A 16,927-nucleotide genomic window follows, 5' to 3' on the forward strand; every position below is an offset into this window, starting at 1 on the left:
ATGTGTCATCGCCATCGGCATGAAGAGGACGGAGAATGAAGAATGATCATCGTCTGACCGAGACCGGATTGCTTGCGTCGATCGTCGAAGTGTTGAAAAGCCTTTCTCGACACAGCCGAATGAGGCCACTTCGGGTACTCGTCTATGTGATGTTGTCGTGCTGCGTGAGCACGGCCTATCCGGCGCACAAGACGACCCCGCCGGGCGACCACCGCCACGCGAAAGCGAAGTCCGCGCATGAAGGCGGCCTCGACCTGTCCGGGAAGGCGCGCAAGGGCAAGGCCTCGTACTATGGCCGGAAGTTCTACAAGAAGAAGATGGCCGACGGCACGCGCATGAATCCGCAGTCCAACGCGGCCGCGAGCAAGACACTTCCGCTCGGCACCAAGGCCCGCGTGACGAATCTGGAGAACGGCAGCAGCGATGTGGTCCAGATCAGGGATCGCGGTCCTTACGCCGGCGATCGAATCGTCGATGTATCGCCCAAAACGGCCGACAAGCTCGGCATGAAGAAGGACGGCACGGCGCCGGTCGAGGTCAAGCCCATCGAAGTTCCGCAGCCTGACGGCACGGTGAAGCTCGGCGCGGGCGCACGCTGACCAATCCTCGTCACGCTTCGCTTGTGGAAGAAAGACTACAAATCACACTGCGGACATTTACCGAAACCTGACGAAGCGTTATATTCCATCCGCTACAGCGAAAGTCGTCGAATGAGACGTCGAGCCAATGCTACGCGTCTGTTTTGACAGGAACCGGACGTCTTCCCGCTTCCTTTGACGAGAAGCTCTGCACATCACGAACCACTCGACCCTCGCACCGCCGCGGCGCAGACGAGACGGTTGCGCTCGCTTTTTGAAAAGCGAGGTACGTCCGTCAGTACGCCTATCGAGCCTGCCATGTCGAACGGCAACCGCATTGCGCGGCCTACTCCAAGGAAATAGAAGAATGAAGAAGCACATCGTAGCGGCGGCCGCATTCGGTACGTTCGCCATGTTCAGCAACGCGGCGCACGCGCAGAGCAGCGTCACGTTGTACGGCATCATCGATGCCGGTATCACGTATGCGAACAAGGTCGCGACGTCGACCGGCCACGACAGCGTCGTGAAGTACGCCGACGGCGTCGCGCAAGGCAGCCGCTGGGGCCTGCGCGGCACGGAAGACCTGGGCGGCGGTCTCAAGGCGATCTTCGTGCTGGAGAACGGCTTCAACAGCGGAGACGGCACGCTCGGCCAGGGCGGCGCGTTGTTCGGCCGTCAGGCGTATGTGGGCCTCTCGAAGAACGAATACGGCTCGCTGACCTTCGGTCGTCAATACTCGTTCTCGACCGATTACCTCGGCGGCAGCTACACGATGGGCAGCCAGACGCCCGCCGGCAACTATGCGTATCACATCAACGATCTGGATCAACTCACCTCCAGCCGCATCAACAATGCGGTCAAGTTCAGCAGCGCCAATTTCTACGGCGTCACGTTCGGTGCGATGTATGGCTTCTCGAACTCGACGAACTTCGCAGGCTCGCCCACGACGGGAACCGGCGCGACGGCGGTGCAAGGCTCGTCGAGCGCGTACAGCTTCGGTTTGAACTACGCGCAAGGACCGGTCGGCATTGGCGCGGCGTACACCAAGATCCGCTATCCGAATGCCGCGACGCCGCCGTTCAGCGTGAGCATCGCGAATGTGAACACGCTCGGCCTGCACGATCTGGAAACCTTCGGCGTCGGCGCGCGTTACATGATCACCGCCGCGACGATCTGGGCGAACTGGACGCACACGATGTTCCATCAGATCACCGCCGGAACGTCGACGCTGAACAACTATGAAATCGGCGGCAAGTATGCGTTCACGCCGGCATTGAGCGCGGGCGTGGGGTACACGTTCTCGGACCTCAGCGGCAACTTCGACGGCAGGTGGCATCAGATCAACGGCGTGTTCGACTATGCGCTCTCGAAGCGTACCGATGTCTATCTGACCGGCGCTTATCAAAAGGCGTCGGGCAGCAACCGCGGCGTGCCGGTGCAGGCGGAGATCGGCTCGGCGTCTTCGTTCATCGGCAATGCGGGAGCGAATACGCAGCTCGTGACGCGCGTCGGCTTGCGTCACAAGTTCTGATCGGAGAGCCGCCGAGTGCGGGGGGCCGCGATGTGTCTGCGTGGAGCGCGGCCCGCATCGAATGTCGCTCGCAAAGGCTCGTGGCATCCGTGCCGCAAAACCTGCACGAAGCCTGGGCGGCGGCCATCGGATCAGGCCTTGTCAGGGTAGCAGTGAGCAAAATCCTCGCAGCCCGGGCAGCCGGGCGCAAAGGTGACGGGCCTGCCGTGCGCGAGCGCGACTTCCTGCGCGAGGAATTTCTTCCAGCGCAGCGTGTTCACGTTGCGCGCGACCAGACGAGGGTAGTGACGTGCAAGGATCGCGCTGACATCGTCGCGGCCGCTCAGTCCCAGATCACGCCAGAGATGATCGGGACGCTGGCACGCCGTCGCGACGATCGTGGCCAGACACTGCGCATCGTCGGATGACGCGGCGGCGGTTACATCGTGGGATAGCAGCAAGTCGCGCAGTTCGCTTATGAATTGCCGATGCGGCGACGATATGACGGCAACCGGAAGCTCGATATCCGTCTCGAAGCGAGGAAAGTGGCGCGCAAGAAGCGCGGCCAGCTCGGCGCTCCCCAGCCCCAGCAGACGCAACTCATGTGCATGAAGCCGGGCGCCAATCAGACGCGCGAACGCAACCGTGTCCGCATTGCCGGCATCGCATGCATCGGCCAGAAGCTGCTGCACGATCCGCTCGCATGGCGACACCGTGACCATATTCAATCCTTCGGCGACCCGAGCACGACCGCGTCGACGCGCGTGAGGCGCTTCACATGTCGGGGCGCGCGCACCCTGTCCGCGCCCGAAACGAGAACAGGCAAGCCGCCCTCGACATCCAGCGGCTGGCCGGCGCAGGCATAGACGACGAGGGCATGATCGCCGACCGGCGTATTGAATAGCTCGTGCCAGGAGAACACGACCGCGTAGCCGTCGTGGCCGAGCGCACAAAACACTGTTCGCTTGAAATCTGTGCTCCCTGGCCGACGCACGCCCGCTGCGTCGAGCAGCACGCGCAGCGGCACGCCGCGATAACTGCCCACCTGCCGGATGAACCTGCCGGTCGTAAAGCAGACGAGGTCGAACGGTGGCAGCGAGACGCTTTCGAAATCGCGCAATGCTGCGATGTCGAGGCGCAGCGGTCGCTCCACCTGTCCGCCAATGATTAGAAGCGGTTCAGTCAAAACATTCGCCGGGGACTCATCCATTTGCAGCCTCGCGGTAACTGTGCGATCGAATCACTCGATCCGAACTATACGCGAGGATATAACGGAACCATGGCTCGTGACCACGAGCCTCGGCAATATGGAGGTCATGTCTGGTCCGACATGACACGCGCCGGTCCGGAGACTTGAACGAGCCGGTTCAGCCAGCCGGCTGAGTCGAGCGCAATGGTCACGCTCGACGCCTTCACGGCGCTCGCCGGAGAGTCAATTGTCGTTTTCATCCGCCTGCGCATCCGGGCCTGGAATCTTGAACTGCCGCAGCTTGTGATACAGCGTCTTGCGCGGCATGCCCAGCGCCTCGCTCGCCGCGCTGACGTTGCCGTTGTGACGCCGCATCATGTCCTCGATCAGCACGCGCTCGATATACGCGAGCTGCTCGTTCAGCGAGCCGCCGCGCGGCCGGTCGCCGGACGGGATCAGCTCATCGCCCGCGAGGCCCAGCACGAAGCGATCCGCCACGTTCTGCAACTCGCGCACATTGCCCGGCCATTGATGCGCCGTCAGTTCCGAGAACTGGGCGGCCGTGATAGTGGGCGCGTCCGTACCGAAGCGCTGCGCCGCGGCGAGCACGAAATGCTCGAACAGCAGCGGCACATCCTCACGGCGCTCGCGCAGCGGCGGCAGGTCGATCAACGCGACATTGAGCCGATAGAGCAGGTCGGCGCGAAAACGTCCCTCATTGGAGAGCAATGCGAGGTCGGCCTTCGATGCCGCGACCACCCGGCAATCCACCGCGACCGATTCGTTGGAGCCGAGACGCTCCACGCGGCGTTCCTGCAGCACGCGCAGCAGCTTGATCTGCAACGCGATCGGCATGGTTTCGATTTCATCGAGAAAGAGCGTGCCGCCGTCCGCCCACTCGATCTTGCCGATGCGGTTCTTCGTCGCCCCGGTGAACGCGCCCGCCTCGTGCCCGAAAAGCTCGCTCTCGAAAAGCTGCTCGGGCAAGCCGCCGCAATTGAGTGCGACGAAGTGATGCTCGCGCCGCCTGCCATGGTCATGCAGCGCCCGCGCGATCAGCTCCTTGCCGGTGCCGGTCTCGCCCGTGATGAGCACGGAGACCGAGGTATCCGCGAGCCGCAGGATCTTCTTGCGCACATCGGCGATGGCCGGCGACTTGCCCAGAATGAGCGCCTCGATGCCGCGCCAGTTGTGCAGGGCGGCGCGCAGGCCTTCGACTTCGAGCGTGAGCCGGCGCTTCTCGACCGCCCGCGCGACGCGTCCGGCGATATGCTCGGACGAGAACGGCTTCTCGATGAAATCGTAGGCGCCCACGCGCATCGCGCCGACAGCCGTCGATATGTCGGCATGGCCGCTGATGAGGACCACGGGAATCTGCGCATCGATGGCGAGCACGCGTTCGAGCAGTTGCATGCCGTCCATGCCCGGCATGCGCAGGTCCGAGACGAACACCACCGGCGCGCCGGGCACGGCCGCGGCGAGCGCGCTTGCCGCCGATGCGTGCGATTCCACCGGGAAGCCCGCAAGCGCGACGGCCTGCTCGACGCCGAGGCGCACGTCCTCGTCGTCCTCGACGATCACCACGCGGATATCGTCACTGGCCTGCTGGTTCGACTTCTTGTTCACTGTCGGTTCTCCCGCCGTTTGCCGCTACAAATTCGATCGTGAATTGTGCGCCCCCGCCTTCGGGATTGACAGCCGATATCCGCGCGCCGAAGCCCTCGACGATGCGCGACGTGATCGCGAGCCCGAGGCCGAGTCCATGCCCGCGCGGTTTGGTCGTCACGAACGGCTCGAAGAGATGCGCGAGCACCTGCGGATCGATGCCGGGACCGTTATCGGCGAGGAAGAAAAGCACGCGGGCCGGATCGTCGCCGCGGCTCGCGCCGATGCGGATGCGGCGCTCTTCGCGTCCGGCGAGCGCATCGAGCGAATTGCCGAGCAGGTTGACGATCACCTGCTGCAGCCGTCCCGGCTCGGCTTCCACGATCGCGTCCGGCGGGATGGCGACATCGACATGAACGCCTTCGTCGCGGATGCGCGCCTCGTGGATGAGCCGCGCGTGCGCAACCGCGTCCGCGAGCGCGACGGGCACCGTGCGCGCGTCGGGCTTCCGCGCGAACGCCTTCAGTTCGGCGGTGAGATTCGCCATGCCGTCGACGAGCCTGCCGACTCTCTCCAGATTGGCGATGGCCTGCGCGGGCTGGTCGCGCTCGAAGAACGTGCGCGCGTTGTCGCACAGTGTACGGATGGCGACGAGCGGCTGATTGATCTCGTGCGTGAGGCCAGCCGCCATCTGCCCGAGCACGGCGAGCTTGCCGGCATGCACGAGCTCCTGTTGCGAATCGCGCAGCTTCTGCTCCGTCAGCACGCGCTCGTCGATCTCCTGCTGCATGCGCTCGTTGGCCAGCACGAGCGCGGCCGTGCGCTGCTGCACGGTCGCTTCGAGGCGTTCGTTCGCGCGCTGGAGCGCGTCCTGCGCCGCGAGCCGCTCCGCGATCACGCGGCGTTTCTGCATGGCGTAGAGCGCGTACAGGACCGCGATCAGGAACGCGCCCGTCACGAACGCGAACGCGAGTTGTTGCTGACGCCGCGCCGCCGAAAGATCGAGGGCCACCATGATCGCGTCGCCCGCTTGCGGCGCGCTGCGCGACATCACGAGATAGCGCCGCTCGCGGCCGGGATGCGCCCAGTCGGGCAGGCGCGCGAACCACGCGCCGTTGCGCCAGTCGTCGAGCCTTGCGTAGCCGAGGCTCTCGACCTTGCGGCCCGCATACTGACGCGATGCCTGAATTTGCTGCTGCTTTTGCGCGGCGATGGGCGCGAGCGCGGTGAACTTCCAGGCGGGCACGGTCGAGATCACGACGACGCCGTTGCCGTCGACGACCATGGCCGCTTCGTTCGGCACGCGCCAGGCCGATTCGAGCGGATCGACGCTGATCTTGACGGCCGTCGCGCCGAGCACCTTTTGCGCGCCGCGCACCGCGCTCGCGAAGTACAGGCCCGGCTGGCCCGTGTTCGTGCCGATGCCGAAGAAGCGGCCGCTGCCGCCCGAGATGGAATCCGCGAAGTAAGGACGGTACGCGACGTTCGTGCCGACGAAGCTCACCGGCTGATTCCAGTTGCTTGCCGCGATGACGTCGCCGTTCAGATCGATGACGTCGACGGCGACGCTGCCCGCGTCATTGTTGACCGCTTCCAGATAACCGTTGACGCCGGGAACGAGCGCGCGCCGCGCGTCGGGCGGCGCTTCGAGCAGCGCCCTGATGCTGTCCTGGCGCGCTGCGATCGCGGGAAGGATCTCGTAGCGGCCCAGCTCGCTCCTGAGGCTCGCGGCGTACAGATCGAGCCGGTGCGCGCCCGCTTCGGTCAGTGCGTCCAGCCCGCGATGCCACGCCACTTCTACCGCGGCCGCCGCCGCGGCGACATAGAGCGCCACGCTTGCCAACACCGCCCACAGCGGGACGCCCAGCATCGTCATTGTTTGTCATCCGAAGTGCGCCAGCACCAGCAGGGTCAGCGTGACCACGATCGCACCGCCGATGCGCGTCGCGATCTGCGCGAACGGCATCAGCGTCATGCGGTTCGCGGCGGTCAGGATCGCCACGTCGCCCGTGCCGCCCTGGCCGCTGTGGCAGGCGTTCACGATCGCGGTGTCGATAGGGTACATCTTCATCAGGCGACCCACCACGAAGCCCGTGCCCATCAGGGTGGCCACCGTCACCACGATCGTCACGATGTTCGCCACCGTGAACGCGGCCATCAGCTTGTCCCACGGCGTCATCGCCACGCCGATCGCGAACAGGAGCGGATACGTCACCGCCGTCGAGAAGAACTTGTACACGACGAACGCGCCTTCCTGAAGCTGCGGCGACACCGCGCGCGCAAGCTTCACCAGCACCGCGAGAAACAGCATCGCGACCGGCGCCGGAAGACCGAAGATGTTCCGGCACATCAGGCCGAGCAGATACAGCGTGATCGCCGTGATGCCCGCCGCCGCGATGTGCGTCACGTCGATATGCCCGCGAATCTCTTCCTGCACCGGGTCCATCTCGTCCTGCTCGCCGACTTGCAGACGGCCCTGGCCCGTCAGATGCGGATAGCGGCGGCCCACCATGTCGAGCACGCCCGACAGCACGATCGCCGTGAGGCTGCCGAGCATCACCGGCGGCAACACCTGCGCGAAGAGCTCGCCCTGCGGCAGATGCATGATCTCCGAATAGCCGATCGACAGCGGAATCGCGCCTTCGCCCACGCCGCCCGCCATGATCGGCACGACAATGTAGAGCAGCGTGTGGCGCGCGCCGAGCCCGAACGCCATGCCGACCAGCGTGCCGACGATCGCCGCCGCGATCGAGCCGAGCGCGAGCGGGATGAAGATCTTGATGAAGCCCTGGATCAGCACGCGCCGGTCCATGCTCAGGATGCTGCCGACGATGATCGACGCGATGAACAGATACAGGAAGTTCGTCTGCTTCGTGAACTCCGTCGTGAGATGCAGGATCGGCTTCGGCAGCAGATGGTAATAGGTGAGCGCCGACGGAATGAACGTCGCGAAGATCGCCGCCGCGCCGATGTTGCGCACGAGCGGCATGCGCTTGCCGATTTCCGCGCACGTGAAGCCGAAGAAGGCGAGCACGGCTATCGCCATCGAGATTTCGCCCGGCACCTTGCCCGTCACCGCGAAGCCGCTGATCAGCACGAGCAGCAGCACGTACACCGGCAGCGGAATGATGCCGATGCGCGTTTCCATCAGCTTCCACCAGCCCTCGGGCCAGAAGCGTTCCTTATGGGCCGATGCCTGCTGCGCATCGTCATGCTGCGCGGTTTGGGATGTGATGTGCACGAATGTCTCCTTACTTTATCGGGGCCGGCGCGTGTGCGGCCGGCCTTTGGTTGTGGTTGAGTCCGCGATCGGCCTGGTCGGCGGTTTCGCGGCGACAGCCTCTCGCGCGGCGCCTGAAACGGCGCGCGATGGCGATGGTGAAAAACAGGTCGGGGAAAGCGGGTGCCGGCTATCGGAACGCCGATGGTCGCTCGGGCAAGGGCAGGGTCAAGGTGTCGTCTCCGTACGTGGCCGGCTGTGTGCCGGCTGGCTGGCCTCGAACCGCGAAGCGCTTTCGCGGCGGGTCTATGCGTAATGACAAGGCAAGGCCCATGCCAAGTGAGACGTTTGGTGCAACGGAGGTAAGTCTATGATTTTGTGTGGAATTATCTTGCGGGGTCACGAGGCCGATCCGCGCCGTTCTGAAATCTCAGAATTCGTCGATTCAGATGGCCGAGCTTTCGGCCTGTCGAGCGATCGGCGCGACGCAAAAGCAAAGATCAGCGACCGAGCCCGCTCGCCGCGATCTGCTGCTCCACGTATTGCGCGAAAAGCGCGTGCATGCGGGTTGTCGGATGCAGGTCGTCGGCGAACATGTAGGTCTGGTCGGCGTTCGAGGACACGTAGGTGGACGGCGAGCAGAGCAGGGCCGTGTCGCGCGGCGTCTTTCGCGAGTCGCAGGCCTGTGCCGTGTTGGACACGGTGAACCCGTTGGCCCGAAAGTTCCCGATGGTCTGCGTCGTCCACGTGTAGGCGTCGATCACGATGACCTTGCCCTGCACACCGTTGGCCTGCAACGCGGAAGTCAGGGTCGCATTGAAGAGTTGCGATAGTTGCGTGAAGTTCGCGCCGCCATCGGACGACTTGATGCCATCGGGCGCGAGTCCGATATTCGGCGCGTTGACCACCACGACATGCGTGGCCCCGTGCTGCACGATCTGGCCGACGAGTTGCGCGAGCGTGGTGGCCGCATTCTGCACCGTCGCGTTGGCGGCGGGCGGGCTGCCAGCACGCCGCACGTCGTTCGAACCGGCCCAGACGAGCACCAGCTGGCCCGAATTGAAACTGCCGTGGGCGGATAGATAGCTCGAAATCTGCACGTTGACGGGCATCTCGACGTCGCCGATCACGTCGGTCAGAAATTGCGCCTGATTGGCCGGCGTGGCGACGGTGGAACCGCCTTGCGCGTAGCCCAATCCGCTCTGCGGCTTCAACTCGTGCCCGAGGTCGATGGTGTAAGCCGCCGTGAGCGTGTCGCCGTAATACTGCGCGACGTCCTGCGTCCATACCTGGCCGGGATTTGTCGTGAAGCGCCCGCCGCCCACCGCGCTTGCGATCGGCGCATAGGTCCCGACATCCGACAGGCTATCCCCGAACGACACGACCTGCAGGTGGACGCCGCCCGCCGGCGTGGACGCACTGCTTCCGCCTGGGTTTCCGCCCGAGTCGCTGCCGCCGCCGCACGCGGTAAGCAGTGCAATCAGCGAGGCAGAAATTGCGCGGCGGATGCCAGATGTGATTTTGATGTGGCGCATGGCTCCTCCGTTCCATCGCTTGCCAGGACGGCTTCATGCCTGGAAACGGTGAGTTGCCAGGCGAGGGTGAAGTCGCGACCTCTTCCATGTGGCAAGCAAGAAAGATGCGCCGTATGTTTGTGTGCAACCCGCGCGCCTGCCTAGCGCAGGCAGGCGAAGACCGCGAGTGCGGTCATCACGGTGACGGCTCCGCCGATGCGCGTCGCGATCTGCGCGAACGGCATCAGCTCCATCCGGTTGGCGGCGGTCAGGATCGCGACGTCGCCGGTGCCGCCGAGGCCGCTGTGCGTCGCGTTGACGATGGCCGCTTCGACCGGATACATGCCCACGAGCCGCCCGACGAAGAAGCCGGTCAAAGTCAGCGCGAGCACCGTCGACACGGCGGTCACGATGTTGATCCAGTGAAACGCGGTGACGATCTCGCCCCACGGCGTCATCGCGACGCTGATCGCGAACATCAGCGGATACGTGACAGCGGTCGAGAAGAAGCTGTACATGAAGCGCGCGCCGCCCCGCACGCGCGGCGACACCACCTGGAACAACTGCGCCGCGACCACGAGCAGGAGCATCACGACCGGCGCGGGCCAGCCGAACAACTGATGACTGAGCACGCCGAGAAGGTACAGCGCGATGGCCGTCGCGCCGGCCGCCGCAATCGAGCTCACGTCGAATTCGAACGAAGGCGCCGCGCGCTCGGCGGGGCCGCCGGCTGTTTCGGCGACGGTCAGCCGGCCGTTGCCCGTGAGCTTCGGCCTGCGCGTGCCGATATAGCTCAGCAGGCCCGCGCAGCAGATCGCCGCGATGTTGCCGAGCATGACGGCAGAAAGCACCTGCGCGAAGAGCGGCCCTTGCGCCACGCCGAGAATCTGCGCATAGCCTGCTGAGAGCGGCAGCGCGCCTTCGCCGACGCCGCCCGCCATGATCGGCACGACGACGAAGAAGAGTGCGTGCCTCGCGTCCATGCCGAGCGCGACGCCAACGCCCGTTCCCACGAGCGCGGCCACCACCGAGCCGCTCGCGACCGGAATGAAGATGCGCACGAAGCCCTTGATCAGCGTGCGGCGATCCATGCTCAACACGCTGCCGACGATGATCGCGGCGATGAAGAGATAGAGAAAATTCGAGCTCTTCGTGAAGTCGGTGACCGCCTTGACGAGCGTCGGCGGCATCACCTTGTAGTAGACCAGCATGGAGGGAATGAACGCCGCGAAAATCGACGTCGCGCCGATATGGCGAATCCATGGAATGCGCCTCGCCAGTTCCGCGCACGTGAAGCCGCCCACCGCGACCAGCGCAATGCCCGTGGGCAGATCGGATGCGATCTTGCCCTGGAACATCATCGCGGCGAGCACGGCCACGAGCAGCAGATACACCGGCACGGGCAGCGCGCCGATGCGCATGTCGAACACGGCCCACCAGCGCTCCGTCAGCGGCTTCCGATATGTCCGCATGGGGGGTGTGGCGCGTTGCGTCGTCGTCGATTCCATCTTTCTGTCTCCATTCATATCGTTGTGCGTGCGGTCCTTACGCGAGGAATGGCAACGCGAACAGCATCGCGCGTGTCCTCAGAGCACCGCGCGCCTCGCGCGCAGCGATTCGATTTCCGCTTCGGTCCAGCCGAAGTCGCGCAACACCGCGTCGGAATGCTGTCCCAATGCGGGCGCCGCCGCGGGATCGCGTCCCGGTGTCGCGCCGAAGCGAATCGGATGCTTGAAGCCGCGATAGCGGCCGACGCCCGGATACTCGAAGCTCGTCACCATGTCTTCGGCGGCGACCTGCGGATCGTCGAACATGTCTTCGATGCTGCGCGCCGCCGCGCAGGGCACCGCGTCACCGAAGAGTGCTTCCCAGTCGAGCGCCGTGCGCGCCTGCAGCGCGCGATGCAGCTGCGGAACGATCTCGTCGCGATGCTGCGCGCGCTTGCGGACCGTGTCGTATCGCGCGTCGCGGGCGAGGTCTTCGAGCCCGGTCTTCTCGCACAGCGAGGTCCAGAAGTGCGGTGTGTTGGCGGAGATGTACAGGTAGCCTTCGCGCGTCGGATGGATGCCGGTGATGCCGCCCGAACGCATGTCCCGTCCGATTTCCTTCGGTTCGCCCTCGGCCCAGATCATGCGCGCCGATTGCATCGTGAGCGCGCTGCGCAGGAGCGACACGCCGACATATTGTCCGGCGCCGCTGCGCTCGCGTTCGAAGAGCGCCGATGACACGCCCGCCGCGACGAGCGCGGCCGCGTAGTAATCGACCACCGATCCGTAGAGAATCTCGGGCGGGCCTTCGGGCTTGCCTTGCAGCGCGCACATGCCGGTCATGGTCTGCAGCACCTGATCGTAGCCCGCCTTGTCCTTGTCCGGCCCTGCGTCGCCATAGCCCGTCACCGCGCAATAGATGAGGCGCGGATTGACCTCGCGCAGTTGCTCGTATGCGATGCCGAGCCGCCCCGGGACGCTCGGCCGGAAGTTGTGGACGAGCACATCCGCCGATTCGACGAGCCGCAGCAGCACGTCGAGCCCTTCCGGCTGTTTCAGGTCGAGCACGAGTCCGCGCTTGCCGCGATTCACACCGAGAAAGGCGCGGCTCTCGGCTTCCAGGGTGGACGGATATGTGCGGAGGTTGTCGCCCGATGGCGGCTCGATCTTGATGACCTCAGCGCCCTGGTCCGCGAGCAGCGTGCAACCGTAGGGACCGGCGATATAGGCGCTCAGGTCGAGCACGCGCAGGCCTGCGAGCGGGCCCGCGCTCCCGGCGCGTGATGGATGTGGCGATGCCTGCATGAGAGTCTCTCCGTATCGGTGATTCGGCGTTGCTGCGCGCGTCAGATCGGGACGTTCGCGCCGGCGAGCGTCGCGCGTTGTTGCCGCGTGAGCAGGCCGAGCCTGAGCGCATCGCGCACGAGCACGCGCGCGCGTTCGACGAAGGGCGGATCGATCATCCTGCCGTCCACCACGTAGGCGCCGACGCTGTTGCTTTCCGCTTCGCGCGACGCTTCGACGACACGCACCGCGTGCTCGATCTCGTCGTCCGATGGACGAAAGACCTCGTTCGCCAGCGCAATCTGGCTCGGGTGGATGCAGCTCTTGCCGAGAAAGCCCATCGACCGGGCAAGTTGCGCTTCGGCGCGAAAGCCGGCCTGGTCCTCGATGTCGGCGAACGCCGAGTCATAGGCGAACACGCCAGCCTGGGCCGCCGCGATGCGCAGACCGAACATCGCCTGCGCGATCGCCGCCGTCTCGCGGCGAGCCATGCCGAGCGGCTCGAACAGGTCGCCGAGGCCCAGTTGCAGCCCCGCGACGCGCGGATGCGCACCGGCCAGCTCAGCCGCGCGATGGAACGCCCTGGGCGATTCGATGTTGAGCAGAAGCTTCACGGGCCGGGTCACGCCGTTGGCGCGTTCCGCCCGCTCGATGGCGCGTACGGCGGCACGGACGGCGTCGACGCATTCGGGCTTCGGCAGGTTGATGAGAGCGAGTCCGGACTGAACGACCGCATCGATATCGGCCTCGAAATGCGGCGTATCCAGCGCGTTCACGCGGACGATCAGGGTTTTCGCGTGAGCCGCGATGTCGTTCGACCGCAGCAGTGCGTGTAGCGCCTCGCGCGCGTCGCACTTGCGGTTGGCCGCGACCGAATCCTCCAGGTCGAAGGACAGCGCATCGGCCGCGCTCGCGAGCGCTTTCGCGAAGAGTTCCGGTCGCGATGCCGGCACGAAGAGTTTGCTTCTCATATCTCCAGTCGTTCGTCGTGAATGCTGGAAACGAGTCTAAGACTGCCATGAATTTAGATAAACTATTTGTGCCTATCTTCAAAACATAGCTGAGCTATCTTCATGGACACCGATTTTCTCGCCAACCTGCTGGCCGTGGTCGACAGTGGTTCGATGGCCGAGGCCGCCCGCCGCGTGGGCGTGACGCCTGCCGCGATCGCGCAGCAGATTCAGGCGCTCGAGCGGGAATTGGGCGTCTCGCTGTTCGTGCGAGCCGGACGTACCGTAATGCCGACCGAAGCCGGGCATCGGGTGATCGAGCGGGCGCGCGCGCTCGTGCGCGGCTTTTCGGACCTGAAGGCGGCCGCGCTCGAAGGCGAGGCGGCGGGCGAGTTGAGAATCGGCACGATCACGACGGCGCTCCTGAGCCTCCTGCCCGACGTGCTCGCCCGTTTTGCGGCCGACTTTCCGCAGGCCAAGGTGCTGATCCGGGCGGGAACGTCAATGGAGCTGTATGACACGCTACAGCGCGGCGATATCGATGTGGCTATCTGCCTGCATCCGCCGTTCACGCTGCCAAAGGCGTACGACTGGCATTTGCTGCGCGAGGAGCCGATCGTCGTACTGGCGCATTCGAAGCAGGCGAGCCGTGACCCGCATGAGCTGCTGCGCCGCGAGCCCTTCATTCGATACGACCGCTCGCTTGGCGGCGGCAAGCAGGCGGATCAATATCTGCGGGCGGCGAAGATCGTTCCGCACGAGTTGTTCGAGTTGAACTCGCTGATGGCGATCGCGATGATGGTCGACCGCGGGCTCGGTGTCTCGCTCGTGCCCGATATCGTCTCGCCCTTGACGGCGGGACTCGACGTCGTGAGGCTGGCGCTCGCGATGAAGACGGAGCCGCGCCGCTTTGGCTTGTTGTGGCAGCGTGCTTCGCCGCGCGGACGTTTGATAAACGGGCTTTTGCAGTGCGCGGAGCGGGTGTTGGCGCAGGAGGAGCGATGAGGCTCGGGAAAAGTCGGCGATGCGCCTTACTCCGTCCGAGTCTGCTGGCATTCCGCCTGATACCAGCGATCGACCTGACGCTGCGCCGCCTGCAGATCTTCCGGGTAGTACGGATCGAAAAACTTCGATGGATCGTAACCTGCGGCCCTGAGCGCCGCGAGCTCACTGAGATTGCGCTCGTGCGTGAGCGGCGCGTTGTTCCTGAGCGCGGTGAGATCGCGACATTGCGTAGCGCTCAGATGTGTCGTGCCCTGCGGCGTGCCGCCAGCGATGCAGCCGGCAAGGGAGAAGGCCGACGCGCAGATCATCGGCCAGATCATCGGCCAGATCTTCGGCGAGTTCTTCATGTCAAAAGCCTCCTTCCGGACACCGCTTCGATGATCGACATTCTTGCATGCCCGTGGCGCCGCCGCGCGGCGCAACCGGCCACGGCGCCGACACATCGCGACCGAAATTCTCGCGGCGATCGAGCGGGTCTGCAAGGGCGAGAAGCTATTCACGTCGACCAACGCCTCGAACACTGCGATGCGTCACTTTCTGCATCGCATGGGTTTTGTCGAGAGCGGCCGGATCGACAACGTCGATGCGGATGATCCGGAACTCGTGCTCGTGAAGCACCTGGGATGCAAATGAAGCGGGTGGGCTAAAGGATCGGCAATCCCTGCCGATATACGGCGAACCATGCTCGAAAATTCATCCAAGGTGTCGGACTCCACGGCTCACTGGCTCAACAGGGCGCGTTTGCGCGCGTATTGCGGGACGATCCTGCTGGCGTCGCTGATCTACGGGCTGCGTTGCGCCTGGTATGGCTGGACGCTGTATGGGCAGCCGAACGGGATGGACTTTGCGACGTTCTGGGCGGCGTCGCGCCTATGGCTCGACGGCACACCGCTCGAAGCCTACTCGTACCCGGCGTTGGCCCATGCCGCGCGGCACATCTCACCGAACCTGCCGCTGCCCGGCCCGTTCTTCTACCCGCCGAACTTCTTTCTGCTGCTGCGGCCGTTCGCGCTGCTGCCCGCGCCGGTTGCGTATGCGATCTTCGCGGTCTCCACGGCCGCCGTTTTCGTCGTGCTGTTGCGCAAGGTATTGCCGATGCGCGGCGCTTTGCTGCCCATTCTCGCGTTTCCGGGTATCTGGCTGACCATGGCGCAAGGGCAGAATTCGTGCATCACCGCCGCTCTCGCGCTCGGCGCTCTGCTGCTTTTGAACAAGCGGCCGATTCTCGCTGGCATATGCATCGGCATGTTGTCGATCAAGCCGCATCTGGCGATCCTGTTTCCGCTCGTGCTCGCGTGCGCCGGAATGTGGACCGCCTTCATCGCCGCCGGCGTCACCGCGCTGCTGCTGACGGGAATATCGATCGCCGTCTTCGGCCTGGCCGCGATTCCGGCCTTCCTGGATGGCGTGAGCCTCGCCAACAGCGCTCTCGCGATCGGTGCGCTGCCCTGGTGGCAGACGGCGAGCCTCTTCGCGACCCTGCGCGCCATTCATGTACCCCTCGCGCCCGCCTACGGGGCTCAGGCGTGCCAGGCGATCGTCGCCGCGGGCGCGGTGCTCTGGGTGTGGCGACAGTCGGACGATCTGGCCGTGCGCGCGACGGCGCTCGTCGCCGGAACTTGCATGATCAGCCCGTATCTCTTCAACTACGATGCCGCGTGGCTCGGCGTGCCCATCGCGCTGCTCACCGCGAAAGCGCTGCGGGACGGGTGGCTGCCGTGGGAACGCGAAATCCTGGGCGTGGCGTGGCTGTATCCGGGCTTGGGCGATATCTGCGGCCGGTTTCTGAATGCGGGCATCGGCCCGGTCGTGTTCGCTTCGCTGTTGTTCGTGGCGGTGCGTCGCGCATCGGCGGAAAAACAACGCCGCCGTGACGGCTCAGCGGATTCTTCCAGCGACGGGACGAGCGGGCGTCTGCCGGATGTCACGCGCCCATCCGGCAACATCGATCCGGTCTTCGAAACAAACCCGGAGCGCGTCGAAGCCTGAAACGACCGCTCGGCATGCCCTCGGGGTTTTCCATGACCCGCTTGGTTGTCGATTCCGGCTTCGATGTATCGTCGTGGAAGTGTGTCCAATTCATCCAGTGAAAGGTGAGCACACCATGACTACCGGCACCGTCCGTCTCCACCGCGTCTTGCGCGCGACGCCCGAACGCATCTACCGCGCCTTCCTCGAACCCGATGCCATCGTGAAGTGGCTTCCGCCCTACGGCTGCACCTGTCAGGTCCATCAACTGGACGCACGCACGGGCGGCACGCACAAGATGTCCTTTCGCAATTTCGGCACCGGCAACGGCCACTCGTTCGGCGGCGAGTACATCGAGCTGGTGCCGTTCGAGAAGATCCGCTACACGGACCGTTTCGACGATCCGAACCTGCCCGGCGAGATGCAAGTGACGGTCTCGTTGCGACAGGTCTCCTGTGGAACCGAGCTCGGCATCGTGCAGGAAGGCGTGCCCGAGGCGATTCCCGTCGAGTTGTGCTATCTCGGCTGGCAGGAGTCGCTGGATCAACTGGCAAAACTGGTCGAACCCGAGATTCCCGACTGACGTTCGCCCGCAAGCCGCGTCTGGCTGGGCGCGC

At 65.0% G+C, this 16,927-nt stretch carries 17 protein-coding genes; 6 read left to right on the plus strand and 11 right to left on the minus strand.

All coding sequences use genetic code 11. The features are described 5' to 3' along the window. Positions 1–35 precede the first annotated feature (35 nt). Both AC1Z32_RS35920 and AC1Z32_RS35925 read left to right on the plus strand, forming a co-directional pair. Complete coding sequence (locus AC1Z32_RS35920; protein WP_483483617.1) at positions 36–599, plus strand: septal ring lytic transglycosylase RlpA family protein; 564 nt, start codon at positions 36–38, stop codon at positions 597–599. Between the two features lie 346 nt (positions 600–945). Continuing rightward, complete coding sequence (locus tag AC1Z32_RS35925) at positions 946–2,109, plus strand: porin (RefSeq protein WP_483483618.1); 1,164 nt, start codon at positions 946–948, stop codon at positions 2,107–2,109. Positions 2,110–2,240: 131 nt separating this feature from the next. On the opposite strand, the gene AC1Z32_RS35930 is transcribed toward AC1Z32_RS35925, so the two are convergent. From AC1Z32_RS35930 to AC1Z32_RS35975, 10 genes are all read right to left on the minus strand, one after another. Further along, positions 2,241–2,810, minus strand: coding sequence for a nitrogen fixation protein NifQ (locus AC1Z32_RS35930; RefSeq protein ID WP_483483619.1), 570 nt, complete (start codon positions 2,808–2,810; stop codon positions 2,241–2,243). 2 nt (positions 2,811–2,812) lie between these two features. Further along, on the minus strand, positions 2,813–3,298 hold the full coding sequence (locus AC1Z32_RS35935; RefSeq protein WP_483483620.1) for a molybdopterin-dependent oxidoreductase: 486 nt from the start codon (positions 3,296–3,298) through the stop codon (positions 2,813–2,815). A gap of 104 nt (positions 3,299–3,402) precedes the next feature. Next, on the minus strand, positions 3,403–3,537 hold the full coding sequence (locus AC1Z32_RS35940) for a hypothetical protein (RefSeq protein WP_483483621.1): 135 nt from the start codon (positions 3,535–3,537) through the stop codon (positions 3,403–3,405). Continuing rightward, complete coding sequence (locus AC1Z32_RS35945; protein ID WP_483483622.1) at positions 3,521–4,903, minus strand: sigma-54-dependent transcriptional regulator; 1,383 nt, start codon at positions 4,901–4,903, stop codon at positions 3,521–3,523. Before AC1Z32_RS35945 ends, AC1Z32_RS35940 begins: the two co-directional genes overlap by 17 nt. Then, positions 4,872–6,758 (minus strand): sensor histidine kinase, encoded by a 1,887-nt coding sequence (locus tag AC1Z32_RS35950; protein ID WP_483483623.1) that lies wholly within the window; start codon positions 6,756–6,758, stop codon positions 4,872–4,874. The genes AC1Z32_RS35945 and AC1Z32_RS35950 overlap by 32 nt, the downstream gene beginning before the upstream one ends. Before the next feature lie 6 nt (positions 6,759–6,764). Then, positions 6,765–8,123, minus strand: a complete 1,359-nt coding sequence (locus AC1Z32_RS35955; RefSeq protein WP_483483624.1) for a 2-hydroxycarboxylate transporter family protein — start codon at positions 8,121–8,123, stop codon at positions 6,765–6,767. Between the two features lie 479 nt (positions 8,124–8,602). Continuing rightward, the gene (locus AC1Z32_RS35960; protein ID WP_483483625.1) at positions 8,603–9,637 is read right to left on the minus strand and encodes an SGNH/GDSL hydrolase family protein; all 1,035 of its coding nucleotides are present in this window, start codon (positions 9,635–9,637) and stop codon (positions 8,603–8,605) included. Positions 9,638–9,777: 140 nt separating this feature from the next. Beyond that, positions 9,778–11,124 (minus strand): 2-hydroxycarboxylate transporter family protein, encoded by a 1,347-nt coding sequence (locus tag AC1Z32_RS35965; protein ID WP_483483626.1) that lies wholly within the window; start codon positions 11,122–11,124, stop codon positions 9,778–9,780. Between the two features lie 78 nt (positions 11,125–11,202). Then, positions 11,203–12,408: a CaiB/BaiF CoA transferase family protein gene (locus tag AC1Z32_RS35970; RefSeq protein WP_483483627.1), complete on the minus strand. Its 1,206-nt coding sequence runs from the start codon at positions 12,406–12,408 to the stop codon at positions 11,203–11,205. Between the two features lie 41 nt (positions 12,409–12,449). Continuing rightward, entirely contained in the window at positions 12,450–13,358 is a 909-nt protein-coding gene (locus AC1Z32_RS35975) for an HpcH/HpaI aldolase/citrate lyase family protein (protein WP_483483628.1), read from the minus strand. Positions 13,359–13,460: 102 nt separating this feature from the next. Between AC1Z32_RS35975 and AC1Z32_RS35980 the strand changes: the two genes are divergently transcribed. Beyond that, a complete protein-coding gene (locus AC1Z32_RS35980; RefSeq protein WP_483483629.1) occupies positions 13,461–14,342 on the plus strand; it encodes a LysR family transcriptional regulator in 882 nt (293 codons plus the stop codon). Positions 14,343–14,368: 26 nt separating this feature from the next. On the opposite strand, the gene AC1Z32_RS35985 is transcribed toward AC1Z32_RS35980, so the two are convergent. Continuing rightward, positions 14,369–14,689 carry a DUF4148 domain-containing protein gene (locus AC1Z32_RS35985; protein ID WP_483483630.1) on the minus strand — a complete coding sequence of 107 codons (321 nt, stop codon included), beginning with the start codon at positions 14,687–14,689 and terminating at the stop codon, positions 14,369–14,371. A gap of 43 nt (positions 14,690–14,732) precedes the next feature. On the opposite strand from AC1Z32_RS35985, the gene AC1Z32_RS35990 reads away from it, so the two are divergent. From AC1Z32_RS35990 to AC1Z32_RS36000, 3 genes are all read left to right on the plus strand, one after another. Continuing rightward, the gene (locus tag AC1Z32_RS35990) at positions 14,733–14,975 is read left to right on the plus strand and encodes a GNAT family N-acetyltransferase (RefSeq protein WP_483483631.1); all 243 of its coding nucleotides are present in this window, start codon (positions 14,733–14,735) and stop codon (positions 14,973–14,975) included. 48 nt (positions 14,976–15,023) lie between these two features. Beyond that, positions 15,024–16,331 (plus strand): glycosyltransferase family 87 protein, encoded by a 1,308-nt coding sequence (locus tag AC1Z32_RS35995; RefSeq protein WP_483483633.1) that lies wholly within the window; start codon positions 15,024–15,026, stop codon positions 16,329–16,331. A gap of 115 nt (positions 16,332–16,446) precedes the next feature. Further along, the gene (locus AC1Z32_RS36000; protein WP_483483635.1) at positions 16,447–16,893 is read left to right on the plus strand and encodes an SRPBCC family protein; all 447 of its coding nucleotides are present in this window, start codon (positions 16,447–16,449) and stop codon (positions 16,891–16,893) included. Positions 16,894–16,927 lie beyond the last annotated feature (34 nt).

It is taken from the genome of Caballeronia sp. 11_S32 (genome assembly GCF_056930355.1).

What these genes read in the sequence shown, in the direction of transcription:
- AC1Z32_RS35920 (WP_483483617.1), top strand. Translation starts at nt 36, where the DNA reads ATGAAGAATGATCATCGTCTGACCGAGACCGGATTGCTTGCGTCGATC.
- AC1Z32_RS35925 (WP_483483618.1), top strand. Translation starts at nt 946, where the DNA reads ATGAAGAAGCACATCGTAGCGGCGGCCGCATTCGGTACGTTCGCCATG.
- AC1Z32_RS35930 (WP_483483619.1), bottom strand. Translation starts at nt 2,810, where the DNA reads ATGGTCACGGTGTCGCCATGCGAGCGGATCGTGCAGCAGCTTCTGGCC.
- AC1Z32_RS35935 (WP_483483620.1), bottom strand. Translation starts at nt 3,298, where the DNA reads ATGGATGAGTCCCCGGCGAATGTTTTGACTGAACCGCTTCTAATCATT.
- AC1Z32_RS35940 (WP_483483621.1), bottom strand. Translation starts at nt 3,537, where the DNA reads ATGAAAACGACAATTGACTCTCCGGCGAGCGCCGTGAAGGCGTCGAGC.
- AC1Z32_RS35950 (WP_483483623.1), bottom strand. Translation starts at nt 6,758, where the DNA reads ATGACGATGCTGGGCGTCCCGCTGTGGGCGGTGTTGGCAAGCGTGGCG.
- AC1Z32_RS35960 (WP_483483625.1), bottom strand. Translation starts at nt 9,637, where the DNA reads ATGCGCCACATCAAAATCACATCTGGCATCCGCCGCGCAATTTCTGCC.
- AC1Z32_RS35965 (WP_483483626.1), bottom strand. Translation starts at nt 11,124, where the DNA reads ATGGAATCGACGACGACGCAACGCGCCACACCCCCCATGCGGACATAT.
- AC1Z32_RS35970 (WP_483483627.1), bottom strand. Translation starts at nt 12,408, where the DNA reads ATGCAGGCATCGCCACATCCATCACGCGCCGGGAGCGCGGGCCCGCTC.
- AC1Z32_RS35975 (WP_483483628.1), bottom strand. Translation starts at nt 13,358, where the DNA reads ATGAGAAGCAAACTCTTCGTGCCGGCATCGCGACCGGAACTCTTCGCG.
- AC1Z32_RS35980 (WP_483483629.1), top strand. Translation starts at nt 13,461, where the DNA reads ATGGACACCGATTTTCTCGCCAACCTGCTGGCCGTGGTCGACAGTGGT.
- AC1Z32_RS35985 (WP_483483630.1), bottom strand. Translation starts at nt 14,689, where the DNA reads ATGAAGAACTCGCCGAAGATCTGGCCGATGATCTGGCCGATGATCTGC.
- AC1Z32_RS35995 (WP_483483633.1), top strand. Translation starts at nt 15,024, where the DNA reads ATGCTCGAAAATTCATCCAAGGTGTCGGACTCCACGGCTCACTGGCTC.
- AC1Z32_RS36000 (WP_483483635.1), top strand. Translation starts at nt 16,447, where the DNA reads ATGACTACCGGCACCGTCCGTCTCCACCGCGTCTTGCGCGCGACGCCC.